General features: G+C 70.2%; 11 protein-coding genes. 1 reads left to right on the top strand and 10 read right to left on the bottom strand.

What is annotated here, in order from left to right; genetic code table 11:
• Positions 1-578: 578 nt before the first annotated feature.
• Positions 579-1,691 (top strand): right-handed parallel beta-helix repeat-containing protein, encoded by a 1,113-nt coding sequence (locus tag E7T09_RS21230; protein ID WP_136391203.1) that lies wholly within the window; start codon positions 579-581, stop codon positions 1,689-1,691.
• A gap of 37 nt (positions 1,692-1,728) precedes the next feature.
• Here E7T09_RS21230 and E7T09_RS21225 read toward each other — a convergent pair whose 3' ends face one another.
• The 10 genes from E7T09_RS21225 to E7T09_RS21180 form a co-directional block, all read right to left on the bottom strand.
• Positions 1,729-3,423 (bottom strand): CpsD/CapB family tyrosine-protein kinase, encoded by a 1,695-nt coding sequence (locus tag E7T09_RS21225; protein ID WP_136391202.1) that lies wholly within the window; start codon positions 3,421-3,423, stop codon positions 1,729-1,731.
• Positions 3,423-5,048: a CpsD/CapB family tyrosine-protein kinase gene (locus tag E7T09_RS21220; RefSeq protein ID WP_136391201.1), complete on the bottom strand. Its 1,626-nt coding sequence runs from the start codon at positions 5,046-5,048 to the stop codon at positions 3,423-3,425. Before E7T09_RS21220 ends, E7T09_RS21225 begins: the two co-directional genes overlap by 1 nt.
• Positions 5,049-5,192: 144 nt before the next feature.
• The gene (locus E7T09_RS21215) at positions 5,193-6,362 is read right to left on the bottom strand and encodes a glycosyltransferase family 4 protein (protein ID WP_136391200.1); all 1,170 of its coding nucleotides are present in this window, start codon (positions 6,360-6,362) and stop codon (positions 5,193-5,195) included.
• The gene (locus tag E7T09_RS21210) at positions 6,359-7,486 is read right to left on the bottom strand and encodes a glycosyltransferase (RefSeq protein ID WP_136391199.1); all 1,128 of its coding nucleotides are present in this window, start codon (positions 7,484-7,486) and stop codon (positions 6,359-6,361) included. The genes E7T09_RS21215 and E7T09_RS21210 overlap by 4 nt, the downstream gene beginning before the upstream one ends.
• Entirely contained in the window at positions 7,483-8,742 is a 1,260-nt protein-coding gene (locus E7T09_RS21205) for an O-antigen ligase (RefSeq protein WP_136391198.1), read from the bottom strand. The genes E7T09_RS21210 and E7T09_RS21205 overlap by 4 nt, the downstream gene beginning before the upstream one ends.
• Complete coding sequence (locus tag E7T09_RS21200) at positions 8,739-9,848, bottom strand: glycosyltransferase (RefSeq protein WP_205747065.1); 1,110 nt, start codon at positions 9,846-9,848, stop codon at positions 8,739-8,741. The genes E7T09_RS21205 and E7T09_RS21200 overlap by 4 nt, the downstream gene beginning before the upstream one ends.
• Positions 9,845-11,293, bottom strand: coding sequence for a lipopolysaccharide biosynthesis protein (locus E7T09_RS21195; protein WP_136391196.1), 1,449 nt, complete (start codon positions 11,291-11,293; stop codon positions 9,845-9,847). Before E7T09_RS21195 ends, E7T09_RS21200 begins: the two co-directional genes overlap by 4 nt.
• On the bottom strand, positions 11,290-12,279 hold the full coding sequence (locus E7T09_RS21190; RefSeq protein ID WP_136391195.1) for a family 43 glycosylhydrolase: 990 nt from the start codon (positions 12,277-12,279) through the stop codon (positions 11,290-11,292). The genes E7T09_RS21195 and E7T09_RS21190 overlap by 4 nt, the downstream gene beginning before the upstream one ends.
• The gene (locus E7T09_RS21185; RefSeq protein WP_136391194.1) at positions 12,276-13,037 is read right to left on the bottom strand and encodes a hypothetical protein; all 762 of its coding nucleotides are present in this window, start codon (positions 13,035-13,037) and stop codon (positions 12,276-12,278) included. The genes E7T09_RS21190 and E7T09_RS21185 overlap by 4 nt, the downstream gene beginning before the upstream one ends.
• Complete coding sequence (locus E7T09_RS21180; protein ID WP_136391193.1) at positions 13,034-14,005, bottom strand: NAD-dependent epimerase/dehydratase family protein; 972 nt, start codon at positions 14,003-14,005, stop codon at positions 13,034-13,036. The genes E7T09_RS21185 and E7T09_RS21180 overlap by 4 nt, the downstream gene beginning before the upstream one ends.
• Positions 14,006-14,177 lie beyond the last annotated feature (172 nt).

Raw genomic sequence — 14,177 nt, 5'->3', positions numbered from 1 at the left:
GTCGTAACAAGGTAACTGTACCGGAAGGTGCGGTTGGATCACCTCCTTTCTACAGGTCACGTCAACACCACCAGATTGCGTCCACTGGCGCCCCGGATCTTCGGATCTGGGGCGCCATTTTTGATGTCACGTCTACCGGCATATGAGACGTGTCCGGGTGCGCCTCGTGTCGCTGAAGGAAGAAGAGTGGGGAGTGTGATTTTCCGGACTCTGAATGCGCGGAGGCGTGCTGAATCTTCATGTTCAGTTCCGTAAGAACCGGGAGAGCCTCTCCCGCCAGACTATGAAGACAGGTAGACGGATAGGGCGCGTGCTTTACCCGGCGAAACCAACCCTTCGCGAGATGGAGACGCAGAGCCCTGAAGCTCCCCACAGCACAGAATCGGCCGGGCCACCGAAGGTAGGAACCCATGCTACAGACACGCTCCACCACCCATCCACGCCCGATCTCCCTGTCTCGCTCAGCGCTGCTGCTGGCCGTAGGCGTGGCTCTGAGCGCATGCACTGGAGTGCAGACGGTGGGCGCGGACGTGCCAACTTCGACTATTCCTTCGGGTTCCTCGGACAGCACGGCTGTGATGCCTGCACTTCCTGCCGACGCGCTCACGCCCGAGCAGTTTGGCGCCGTGGGCGACGGCAGCACGGACGACACGGCCGCCCTGTCTGCCCTGTTCGCCCGGCTGAATGCTCAGTCGGATTCGGCCACGGCCGTCTCGTTCGCGGCCGGCAAGGTCTACGCCTTTCACCGGACGCAGCGCTGTCAGTTCGAGCTGACCCGCGACGGTGTGATGGTCTTCGGTAATGGCGCCACCCTGAAGGTCATGGACGACGAGGCCACCGACAGCCCGTGGTTCCTCGTGAGGATCGCCGCGAAGGACGTCATGGTGCTCGATTTGACCGTCGACGCGAACCGCGATCGGCGGCCCGTCATGACCGAGGACCAGACCCAGACGAGCTGGTTCATTGACGGGGGCAGCCGCAATGTCACGCTCCGCAGGATCCGCAGCCTGGGTGCTCCGCTGGACGGCATGTACATCCGGGATCTGGTGAGCCCGCTGCCCACCACCCGCGCCGACCTGTACCCCACCGACATCCTGCTCGACCACGTGGAGCTGCTGAATTCCGGCCGGAACAACCTCTCGGTCATTGCGTCACGGAACCTGAGCGTCAATGGTGGCCGCTTCAACGGCGCGCATGGCGTGTCCGGCGGCCCGTGGGCGGGGATCGACATCGAACCCAACCGGGGCGCCGATCTGCGCGGCAACGACGGCGTGACCATCGACGGCGCGGAGACCAGCGACAACCAGGGTTCCGGGATCGACGTAGCGCAGATCAACAATACGAACATCACGCTCCGCAACGTGGCCTCTCACCGCAACGGGACGGCCCTGTTCCTCAGCCCGTCGGGAAAAATCACGGTGGATGGCCTGCGCGCCAGCGGGTACGCCGCCGTCAGCAAGGCCGGCGTGATCGCCATCGTGCCTTCCGACGTGCCCGGCGCGACCGTGTCGCTGCGGAACATCGAGGTCAGCGACACCACCGACGACAAGCCGACTTTCTTCCAGAACTACACCGGTCAGGTCTCGCTGAATGGCCTCCACGCCACCAATGTCCGCACCAGCACGGTGCTCGGCACGTATCGTCCCACGACGGTCGCCAACGTGTTCGTGGACGGCGTGCAGATCCAGTAGGCGCGCGGCCGCCACAACCTCACCAGCAGACTCCCAGTCAGCGGCGGTTCGCGCCCGGCCGGGCCCGCTGGCCCCTACCTGAACCACGGACATCGCGGCGTCCCTGCGGTTCAGCAGCGGGGCCACGCGCGCCGACCGGCCAGCCGTCCTGCCGCGTCAGCACGCCGCCGAGCACCGGCACGGCGGTCATGGCCGCCAGATTCAGGGCCTGCTCCAGCTCCGGCGTGCGGGCGACCTTCAGGTCGGCGACCAGCAGCAGACCGGCGGTACCCGGCGCAATGGCCAGCGCATCCGGCGCATCGAGCAGAGGCGGCGCGTCGATGATCACGACGTCGTACACGCTGCCCCACTGCCGCAGCAGATCCGCGAAGGCCGCGTGATGGACGCCTGAGTGCGGATCGGTGGCGTCGTCGGCACGGTCGGACGGCAGCAGATCGACGTTACCCGACACGCGGGCCACCTGGGCGATCTGTGGATCGCGGCAGGCGCTGCTCAGCGTCGTGGCGACGCCGTACGCGGGGTTCACGTACGCGCCCGGCAGGGGAACCCACGGCGCCACATGCAGTGGCCACAGCTGCCGCTGCCGGGCGTCCTCGCCACGGGCGTCGATGATCAGCACCTTCAAGCCGCTGTCGCCCAGGTTCCCGGCCAGCGTGGCGACCACGGCGCTGCTGCCCTGATCCGCCCGGGCCGCGCAGACGACCACGGTGGACTGCGGCGCGCGGGCCAGCAGCGGCAACAGCTGAACGCGCAGGTATCCCAGGGCGTCCGCCAGACCGCCGACGTGGCTGCCGATCACCAGGCCCTCCGGCGGGCCACGCAGGGGCAGTTCCCCCAGCACCGGCAGGCCCAGGCTGCGCAGATCCTCGGCGCTGCGCACCCGGCGGCGCACACTCTGTACCAGCAGCGCCGCCGCCGAGCTGCCTAGCAGGGCCAGCAAGCCCGCCAGCGCCGCATTGCGCGTGGGTCGGGGCGAGATCGGATCGGACGGCGTGACGGGCCGCGCCACCAGCGTCAGCGTGCCGGTGGCGGTGACCTCCAGCAGCTTCAACTGCCACACGGTGCGGATCAGCTGTTCGCGGGCCCCGCCGGGGTCTGAGTCCGGCAGCAGGGTACCGGAACGCGCGATCTGGCGTTCCAGGGTCTGCCGGGCCGCCACATAGCGGTAGCGGGCACGCTGCGCGTCCCAGTCCAGCAGGGCGCGCGCGGTCGCCCCCGCCAGGGCCTGGGCGGCTGCGCCGCTACTCGCGCGCGCGACGATGGCGTACACGCCACGTTGCTGCTGATCCACCCGCGCCTGGATGATCACGTGCCGGAACACGCGGGTCTTCAGCTCGGTACGCAATTCGGCCGTCAGCTGATTCGTGACCGTCGCCGGAATCCCTGAGGCGGGCAGCCGCGTGACGATGTCGTTCACCAGAGCCGCGCTGTGTACCACCTCGTCCACCGCCGTCGGCGTGACGGGTGGGGCGCTGGCGGTGATATCGAGTGCCTGCGCGTCGCGCGCGCCGGTCACGGACATGACGCTCGCCACCGCCTCGTACACCCTCGGCTGCCGGCGCTCCGTCAGGTAGGTTCCGGCCGTCGCTGCGACTGTGGCGACCGCAATCCACACGGCGAAGGGTCGCAGGTGGCGCAGCACCTGCCGCACCTCAACGTCGTCCTGCACGGATCGGGACGGCGTGGCCCGCTGACCGTCCTGGAGGAACAGGGCCGGCGGGAAGGGCGGCATTACAGCGCTCCGGAGTCTGGAGTGCCCGGCGCGATTCCAGTCGCCGCTCCGCGCGGCCGGGCGGGCGGGCGGATCCATCCCGGCGCCACGTTCGTCCAGACGGCGCCCAGCAGCCCGGCCCGGCCCGCCGGTACCCGGCTGCGGAGCACGGTCAGGGTGTCCGCCCGGTTCACGCTGTCCTCGTGAACCAGCAGCAGGCTGCGGCGCCCGCCGGTCAGCAGCAGGGCGTCCGGCGAGGCACTCAGGGCTGGCGCGTCTACCACCACGAGGTCGTAGGCCTCCGCCCAGCGGGACAGCATCACGTCCAGGCCCTCCACACCGTGCAGGTCGAAGCCCTGCGCCTGTGGATCCGGCCCGCCCAGCAGATCCACCCCGGGAGCCACGGTGCGCGCCTGGGCCCCTTCAGGAAACGACAGGGCCGAGGCCAGAGTGGCGGCCGGACGCGCGTGGAGCGTCGCTCCCGGAAGCACCTGCCAGTGCGTGCTCTCGGGGATCCAGAGCCGCTGCTGGAGGCCGCCCGGGTGCGCGTCGATCAGCAGGATCCGCTGACCGCTGTCGGCCAGCGTGTGGGCCAGCAGGGCGGCGACGACGCTGGACGTCCCGCTTGGCTGCGCGGCACTGACCACGATCCGCTTCAGGCCGGGTTCCAGGTGACCGAGCACGTTGCCGCGCAGCAGGGCCAGTGCCCGGCCCAGGGAACCGCGTTCCGCTGCCGCCACGTCACCCAGGACATCGGTATTTAGCTGGGGAAGCCAGCCGAGTTCCGGCACGCCGGGCACCAGCGCCGGTGGCTGCGGCGCGATCCGGTTCAGCAGCGGCCGGAAGCGGGCGACGAGAACCGTGCCGAGCACAGCTACGGCCAGGAAAACCAGCAGGGCGCGGCCCAGCGGCGATCCGGACGCCGCGCGGGTCGGCTCGACCGCTCCCGCCAACGGGGACAGCGTGCCCGTGGCGGCCCCCTGCACCTGCTCCAGCTGCACCAGCCGATCCACAGCGCTCTGCCGGGCCGTGAGCAGCGCCCGGCGGCGGCCGGGATCGGTGGTGGATGCTACACGCTTGTCCAGCGACGACAGGTACGTGCGCAGGCCACCCTGCAACCTCGTGATGCCCTCCACGGCCCGCTGCCGGTCCCAGGCGAGCAGCGCGGCGGCGGCCGTATCGGCCAGGATCTTCGCCTCGGAGGGCGTCCCAGCGTGGGCCGACACGACGTAGGTGCCCCCCTGCTGGTCGTTGATCTGTGAACTCACGGCCAGCACCCGGAAATCCTGGGCGCCCAGTTCGGCGTTCAACGTGCCCGCCAGGCGGGTCAAGGTGGCCGCGTCCAGGCCGCTGCCCTGCAACCGTGTGACCATGTCCCGCACCAGCGCCTCGCTGTGAAGCGCCTGGTCCACCGCGCCGGGCGGCAGGGGCGGCGCCGTCGTGAACACGGGGTCGTTGCTGCCCCCCGGCGCGGACATCAGACTGCTGGTCGCCGTGTACACCGGCGCGCGCAGTGCCAGCGCGGCGTAGGTCAGGGCCGCGAGCAGCAGGGCTACGCCCAGGATCAGCGGCGCATGCGTCCGCAGGGCGCGCAGCAGGGTCGCGGCGCTCCAGTCGAACCGGTGGGGGGGCAGGGAAGAGTGCAAGGCTGACCTCGGACGGAAATGGGCGGTGCGGAAGGTTGGGCGGGGTGTTCGATCCCCACGGATCACGTTCAGATGTACCACTCCCGGCGTCTCCGGAACATCAACCCTTTCGGCAGGCGGGGGCATCCGCCGGGGGCAGGGACGTCAGCTGCCCGCCGTCTCGGGCACCGGGGGAGACGTGGGCGTGGATATTTCGGGCGACAGGGGCAGGGTGCGGACGCCCAGCACCTGCCGGTACACAGCCAGCGTGTGCTCCAACATGTGGTCGAAGGTGAATTCGGCCAGGAAGACGGCCCGGCCCCGCTCTCCCAGCTGCTGGCGTTCGACTGGTGAGGAGATCAATCCTCCCAGGGCGTCACGCAGGGCGGCCACGTCGGCGGGCGGCACCACCCGGCCGGTCACGCCGTCCGTCACGGCTTCGCTCACGCCGCCCACGGCCGAGGCCACGACCGGCAGGCCCGCGCGCATGGCCTCCAAGATCGAGCGTGGGAAGCCCTCCCAGTGGGTGGCGAGCACGAACACATGCGCGGCCTGGAGCCGCTCGGCCACATCCCGCCGGGCCCCCAGGAAGTTCACCCGGTCGGTGAGCTGCAGCTCGGCCGCGAGGGCCTGCATCTCGGGCAGCAGCGGGCCGTCCCCGATCAGCTCCAGTGTCCACGGCAGCGCCGTCAGGCCGGCCAGGGCGCGCAGCAGGGTCGCGTGATCCTTCTGCTCCTGGAAGCGCGCGACCATGACCAATGTGGGCGGCTGCGTGTCCGGGCGGGCCAGCATCTGGCCGCGCAGCCGTGGCATCCCGTTGTGCACGGTCACCAGCCGCCGCTCCGAGGCGACCCGGTGGCGCCGGGCCAGCTGCCGGTCGTACTCGGAGACCGTGATGATCCGCCGCGCCAGCGGGGCCAGCAGCCGCTCGGCCACCGTGTAGAACCGCCGCTCGCGGACCGGCACCCCGTCCGTGAAGGCCCAGCCGTGGGCGGTGAAGATCACCGGCAGGCCCAGCGACCACGCGGCCACGCGGCCCAGCAGTCCGGCCTTCGATGAATGCGTGGAGACCAGATCCGGTTGCACCTCGGCCAGCACGCCCCGCAGTTCCAGCAGCGCCCGCAGTTCCTGGCGGGGCCGGATCTCGCGCGTGAGGAAGGCCAGGCTGCGGTACGGCACGCCCACCCGCTCCAGTTCCTGCGTGTAGTCGCCCTGCCCGCCGACGATCACGGTGACGCTGTGTCCCTGGGCGAGCAGGTGCAGGGACAGGTCACGCACGTGGATGTGCGCTCCGCCAATCGAGTCTCCGCGCGTGATAACAAAGGCGATCTTCATGTGTTCCCCCGGGCGCCCAGGCCGGCGCGGCGCGGCGCGAGCAGTTCCGCATAGATGCCTTCCCATTCGTCCAGCACGCCGTCCAGGCTGTAGGTGCGTTCCACGTGCTTGCGGCCTTCCGTGCCCATGTCCTGCCGTGCGGCCTCGCTGTGCGACAACAGCAGCAGGGCGGCGTTCGCCAGGGCGTACGGATCGCCCGGCGGAACGAGGTGCCCGCTGCGGCCGTCCAGCACCACGTCGCGGATCGAGCCGACGTCGGTCGCCACGACCGGCAGCCGCGCCGCGCCGGCTTCCAGCAGCACCATCGGCAGGCCCTCCCACGCCGAGGACATCAGGAACGCGTCCGCGTTCCGCAGCAGCGTGGGTACATCGTGCCTCGCCCCCAGGAAGCTCACCCGGTGCCTGAGGTTCAGGTGGCTCACCAGCGCGCGCGCGGCCTCCAGTCCCCGGCCCTCGCCGACGATGTCCAGGTGCGCCTGCGGGGCCTGCGCCGCCACCAGCGCGAAGGCGCGCAGCATGGTCGGGTAATCCTTCGCCTCCTCGAAGCGGCCCACGGCGATGAAGCGGAAGGTGGTGCCCACTCGCGGCGACGTGACCGTGCCCGCCGCCAGGTCAAAGGCCTCCAGATCCAGGCCGTTCGCGACGAAGCGCAGCTTGCCGGCCGGCACGGCCCGCCGCGCCCGGTACTGCTCGACCGCGCGGCGGCTCACGTTGGTCGTGAGGTCGCTCAGCCCGTCCGTGAGCCGGTAGGCGGGCAGCGACCACGACCCGCCCTCGCGGACGCTGTGCCCGGTGCTGATCAGCACCGGCACCGGCCCCAGCAGGCGGCTCACCCTCGACACCAGGTTCGCGTGCACCAGATGGCCGTGCAGCACGTCGGGGCGCACGCGGGCGCTGTGCTGCGCCACGCCCTGCACCGCGCGGAGCAGTCCGGCCGGGCCGCGTACCCCCAGCGACTGCACCTTCACGCCCGCCTCGCGCGCCAGACCGGCCACCGGCCCTTCCGGCGCGAGCGACAGCACATGCACCTCGTGCCCCCGGCGGCGCATGCCGCGCGACAGCTGCAGAACCTGCATCTCCGCTCCGGCGAGGTTCGTGCCGGTCACCACGTACAGCAGCCTCACGCGCTGTCGTGTTCTGGCAGGGGGCGCGAGCCCGCGAGCTCCAGGTCCTCGGTGCGGCACAGGCGGGCCGAGCACAGCGCCAGGGTGGGCAGCACCCAGGTGAGCTTGCGGTAATTCCAGGTCAGCGTGAACGTCCCCACCGCCAGGCAGGCCAGGCAGGCCAGCCACATCGGCCACAGAGATCCACGCAGCGCGCGCAGGTTCAGCAGCAGCAGCGCCACGTACGCGGCGTACAGCAGCGTTCCGATCACGCCGCCTTCGACAGCCACGGTGATCAGCGTGTTGTGTGCCACGATGGCCTGCCCGAAATAGGGCTTCAGGTCATCGGCCAGGCGGCCCACCCCGATGCCCAGCACCGGCGACGTGCCGGACAGCGTCCAGGCGGCCGCCCAGATGTCCCGCCGGTCGTTGAGGTTCCCGCGGGTGAGTTCGGTGCCGATGGTGCTCAGGCGGGCGACCGAGCCGGGCGCGAGCACCGACACGCCCCACCCGCAGGCGACCAGTGACGCCAGGAGGCCCACCCGGACGGTCTTCCGGAAGGTGGTGCCGAAAAAGAGGTCGTACAGCACGTACAGCAGCGCACACCCGTAGGCGATCAGGGCGGCACGCGACCCGGTCAGGATCAGGGCGACCAGCGCCGCTGGCGGGTAGAGCAGCATGGCGGCACGCAGGAGCGGGAGCCGCAGCTCGCGGGCCAGCCACCACGCCAGCGGCACCGACAGCGACAGGATCAGGCCCAGCTCGTTCGGGTCGAAATTTCCCCCGGCGTAGCGGTCGTAGAACCGCGTGGGCTGCTGTCCGAGAAAATTCAGGATGGTCAGGATGGCGCTCACGGACGCGCCCGCCACGATGGAGACCAGCGCCAGCATCAACTGTGTTCGCGTGTGGATCAGGTCCCACAGCAGCAGCGACACGATCCCCAGTTGCAGGGTCGTGATGGCCGTGTCGAACGCCGAATTCTCGTCCACCCGCACGAAATACGTGGCCGTGGCATACAGCAGATACACCACCAGGGCGGCACTGCCGGCCGACAGGCGGGAGATCCGGCCATGTCGCAGCACGTGGGTCAGCCAGCCCAGCACGGCCAGCGCGCCGGTCAGGCGGCCCACGGTGCCCAGGCCGCTCACCACCACCGCGTTCTCCCAGGAAATACTGAACAGGAACACGCACGCTAGCAGCAGCGCCACCGGTGGCCGCAGCGAGACCGGCCTGGGCGTGGTTGCGGACGGAGCCAAGGAAGTCGTGCGGGCGCTCACAGCAGCAGCTCCAGGTAGCGCTGCGGCGGGTAGTCCATGCCGAACTCGTGCAGGTTCGCGGCGGGCCGCGCCGGTTCATTCAGCGCGGCGAGGATGCCGTGGGCCAGGGCCGCATCGTCGTCCAGGGGCACCAGCCGGCCGCTGCCGGTCTGCGCGATGATCTCCGCCGGGCCGTGCGGGCAGTCGGTGGAGACCACAACGGTGCCCACGGCGAGCGCCTCGATCAGGACCGTCGGCAGGCCCTCGTAGCGCGACGACAGCACGAACACCGCCGATTTCGCCATGTACGCGAAGGGATTCTTCACGTGCCCCGGCAGCCACACGTCGTCCTCCACGCCGAGTTCTAGGGCCAGGGCGGCCAGCGACGCGGCCTCCGAGCCCTCGCCCAGGATCACCAGCCGCGCCGGGCGTTCCCGCCGCAGCTGGGCGAAGGCGCGGAGCAGCGACGGGAAGTTCTTCTGGTACTCCAGGCGACCGGCCCCCAGGATCACGGGGGGCTGCCCCGGCGCGAAGAAGGGATGCCCGACCGGCTGCGCGGCCAGCGCGGTCAGTTCCGGCGTGATCACGGGGTTGTACACCACCTCGATCTGATCCCTGGCCATACCGGTGGCCGCACTGAAATCGTCCGCGACCCCGCCCGACACGGCCACGATGCCCTGCGCGGCCGGGTAACTGCGCGCACACAGCCACGGCAGCAGCTTGTCGCGCGTGTTGGCGCCCCGCGCCTTCTCGCTGGAGATGTTGTTGTGGATCGACACGACCACCCTGGTCGGCACCCCGGCGACCCGGCGGGCGGCGAGCGCCACGATGTTCGCGTGGTTCATCGCGCCCAGCAGGGCGTCCGGCCGCTCACGCCGCAGGTACGAGACCAGACGGGGAAGGCTGCGCATGGTCTGCAAGCGGGCGGGACTGTTCAGGTCGATCAGGCGCACCTGCGGCGGCACCTCGTCCAGGTACACCCCCTCGGCCTTGGCGAGCACGAAGTCCACCGCGTGTCCCCGTTCGACGAAGCCGCGCGCGAGGTTGATCATGACGCGCTCCGCTCCCCCCGGCGTGAGGGTGGGCAGGTACAGCGCGATCCGTTTTGGCGTCGCCAGCCCGCTCACGTGGCCTCTCCGACCCGGGCCGTGCGGCTGCGACCTGTCCACCAGGCCCGCAGCCGTGCGCGGTCGGCGCCGCTCAGGGCGAGATAGCATCCGAGGTACGCCGCGCCGCCCGCCACGACCTGTCCCAGCAGGGCCAGGGTGCCGCGCCCACCCCCGAGCCGCACCTCCACGAGCCACAATGCGGCGCTGCCCAGCAGCACGGCCGGAATGTTCGGGAACCATACGGGCACCGGGAACGACGGCCGGCCCCAGAGCCAGCTCAGGAGCACCGCCACGCTGGCCGCCGCGACCGACGCGTAGGCGCAGCCCATGTACCCCAGGCGGGGAATCAGCAGCAGGTTCAGGCCGACGTTCACGGCCGCCGCCATCAGGACGATCCAGATCTGCTGTTTCGTGTTCTGCCCCAGCTGGAAGCTCAGGTCCAGGTGATAGGCCTTGAAGCCCAGCAGCAGGGCGCTCAACGACACCCACGGAATCAGCTGCACGGCCGCTCCCTGGAAGTCCGCGCCGAGCGCCACGCGCGCGATCTGGGGAGCCAGGACGCTCAGGCCCACGGCCGCCGGCACCGACACGGCCAGCAGCAGCGCGCCGTTGTTCACCAGCTGTTCGCGGGCTGCGCCCTCGCCATGCTCGTTCATGGCCCGCACGGCCAGCGGGTACGCAGCGAGGTTCACGATGGACATCAGCAGCACCAGCGACTGCTGCGCCAGATCCATGCCGACCGAGAACACGCCCGCCGCCGCCGCTCCCTGCAGGGCGCCCAGCAGCAGCCGGTCCGATGTGCTCAGGATGAAGCTGAAGGCGAAGGTCACGGTCAGCGGCAGGCCGTAGCGGAGCAGCGTGCGCATGGTTGTCCGGTCGTGCCGGAGGGCCGCCGCGCCCCGCCAGCACCACGCACTCCACACCAGTCCAGGGAGCAGCGCGCCCAGCAGCAGGCCCAGCAGCCGCCCGGTGGAGCCCAGCCCAGCCCGCACCAGCACCACGCCCAGCCCCAGCGACAGCACGGCGCGCGTCAGGGACAGGGCGCCGTATGCCACGGGTTGCAGGCGCGCCCGCAGGAGTTCCAGCGTCAGCTCGAACCAGACCTGTCCCCAGGTGAGCACCAGGGCCAGCCCGACCAGCGGCCGGATCGCGGCGTCCACGAACGGCAGGCTCAGCGCCCCGAGCACGGCGGTGCCCGCCACGACCAGCCCATACCCGGCGATGATCGTGCGCAGAAAGGGGGGATGGTCAGCCGCCTCGGTCGGCAGGTAGCGCAGAAGCCCCAGGTGCAGCCACTCGAACAGCACCGAGTTCAGCAGGGTCGAGATGGCAATCACCAGCGCGTACTGCCCGTATCCGGCCGGGTCGAGCAGGTGGCTGAACACGGCGAGCGCCACAAAATTCAGCATGCCGGGCACGCCGCGTGCCAGCGCATAGAGCAGGCTGTGCTTGACCAGGGTCATGAACGGCCGATCCCCAGCAGCTTGTTCCGGAGCCTAAGCCAGGTGCGCCGCAGGTTCAGGTCGAGGATCAGGGCCTTGCCGTCTACGGTAGCCAGAAAGCCGCCGTCCTCGGGGTGCACGTCCATGTGGTGCATGCCCAGCGAGTTCCAGCCCTCACCGTGTGGCGCGAGCAGCGGCTGCGGAATGTCCGTGGCCAGCGTCTCGCGGTAGGTGCCGTCCATGAGGTCGATCCGCATGAGCCACACGTCCTCACCGTACACCTGCCCCCGCCGCTGCACCGGCCGGTGCCACGCTCCCGCTCGCAGGAAGATCCGGCCTGCCGAGCGCAGCCGGCGTGCATCGGTGGGGCCGTGCACGTCCACGGCGTCCCACGGGCCGGTCAGCGACTCGGCGCGGTAGACCAGCGGCGCACCGCCCTCCTCCAGCGAGGTCACCAGCCACCAGTGCCCGTCCTCCAGGCCGTCCCGGAAGATCGAGGAATCCACGTAGGGCGCGCCGGTCAGCAGGTCCGTCACCTTCTGCCAGCGGCGCGGGAATCCGGTCGCGCGGTACAGGGTCACGGCACGGTGCTCCGCGCTCTCGGGAATCAGGTACACCTCGCCGTCATGTTCGAACACGTACGGGTACGACAGGTGCCACGCTTCACGCAGGATCACGCCGCCATACGTCCAGTGCGCCAGATCCCTGGAGTGCGCCACCGACAGTTCCCCGCGCCCGGTTTGCAGATTCAGGACTTCGAAGAACAGGTGATACAGTCCGTCCCGCCGCAGCAGGAACGGATCGGCGACGTATTCCGCCACGGCGTCCGTCACGAGGTCACGGGTCACGGTGGACGTCCACGCGCGTCCGGGCAGGTCGCGCAGGGTATCGGTGTGGCCCACGGCGATCACGTACTCCTGGCGCAGCAGCAGATTCGACAGGGGCACGCGCCGCAGGCGGCCCAGGCGTTCCCGGGCCACGCGCCGGCGTGGTGGACTGGTGGTCACGAGTCCCTCGCGAGCAGCTTCAGGCCCCGGCGGGCCAGCAGGTACCGGCTGGTCAGCGCGTGGTACTCGTAGCGGCGGGCATACCCGAAGGCCAGCTTGAACCGATCCACCCCCGCTGACGGATGATCCGGGTCGTCGAACAGGCCCCCGGCGTCGTAGGTGCGGACGCCCAGACTGCGGAAGTACGTCATGTCGTACCACGTCAGCACGCGGTTGATGTCTGCCACCACGCGCGGCGGGGTATGGCCCTGCTGCCGGGGAATGGTCGCGCCGTAGAACGCGCGGGCCCGCGCGGTGCCGTCGAACAGGTGCGTGTTCACCGCCAGGAGCTGCCCGTCCACCCGGATCTGCGTGAGGACGCCGTGCCGCTCGGTCAGCCGCCAGTTCGCGGCGCTGACCGGCTGTCCGTACAGCCTGCGGTTGAACTCGTCGATCAGCGCGCAGCCCTGCGGGGACTCGCTGGGTTTCAGAACCTCGAAGACGTGGGGTGTTCTCAGTCCGTGCCGGATGGACGCGCGGCAGGTCTTGCTCATGTTCGCCATCAGTCGATCCTCGGATTGAGTCAGATCCGCGACCGCTGTGCAGAAGCGGAGGCGGCGCAGCAGGGGTTGTTCGTAGCGGCGCATGAAGGCCGCGCTGGCCTGCCGGACCACGGTGATCGGCAGCCGGAGGCGGGCGACCGCGTCCACGTCCGCCACGTCGGGGAACCACACCACGGTGTACGGCAGTCCGGACCGCGCCTTGACGGTATGGATCACCGGGCCGCCTGCCTGGGCGTGGGCGGCTGATCCTGCAGCCAGCGGGCGAAGGCGGCGCAGCCGGTACGGAACTCCACCTGCGGCTTGAAGTCCAGCAGCCGCCCGGCCTTCTCGAGGTTCGCCCAGGTCTGCGGGACGTCGCCGGGCTGCATGGGCAGCACCTCACGCTGCGCCCTCACCGCGAGCACGTCCTCCAGGACGTCCACCAGTTCCGCGAGGCTGACCGTGCGGTTGTTGCCGAGGTTGATGACCTCGTAGGCGCTCCCTGTGTACGCCATGGCGGCCGTGATTCCGCGCACGATGTCGCTCACGTGCGTGTAGTCGCGCCGGGTCGAGCCATCCCCGAATATCGGGATCGGTCGGCCGTCCAGCATCAGGCGCGCGAACTTGTGAATGGCCAGATCCGGACGCTGCCGCTCGCCATACACCGTGAAGAAACGCAGTGCCACGAATCGCAGGCCGTACAGGTGGCTGTACACGTGTCCGAGCAGTTCCCCACTCACCTTGGTGCTGGCATACGGACTGATGGGAGCGAGGACGTGATCCTCCTCGCTCCAGGGCACGCGGGGATTCACGCCGTACACCGAGGAGCTCGACGCGAACACGAACTGCGGCACACCGCGGGTGCGCGCGAATTCCAGCAGGTTCTGCGTACCGCGCACGTTCACGTCCTGGTACGTGGCGGGGTCGGCAATGCTGGGGCGCACGCCGGCGCGGGCGGCGAGATGCACGATCACGTCGAATCCGCCCGGCAGGTCGCGCAGGGCGTCCTGGTCGCGGATGTCCAGGGAGTGAAGGGTGTAGTCCGGGTGCTGGAGCTGCGCGGCGATGTTCGCATGCTTGATGGCCGGGTCGTAGAAGGAGTCGAAACTGTCGATCACGTCGACCCGCCAGCCGTCGGCCAGCAGGGTGTCGACCACATGACTGCCGATGAATCCGGCCCCGCCGGTGACCAGTACCCGCTTCATCGGAGGGCGTGGGCCGGCGCTGGTATGGCGGCTTCAGCACGGCAGCAACCGGGGTCAGGTGAAGCGGTGGGGGGCTCGGTGGCCATCATCAGAATCCTACTGGGCAGCCCAGGGAAGAGGGAAAGGGGGGCCCGGCGGGTGGGCAGCCCACGGGCCGGGCGGCAGGATCGAG

It is taken from the genome of Deinococcus sp. KSM4-11 (genome assembly GCF_004801415.1).
Lineage (GTDB): Bacteria > Deinococcota > Deinococci > Deinococcales > Deinococcaceae > Deinococcus.
This window is presented reverse-complemented; position numbering and strand designations above follow the sequence as displayed.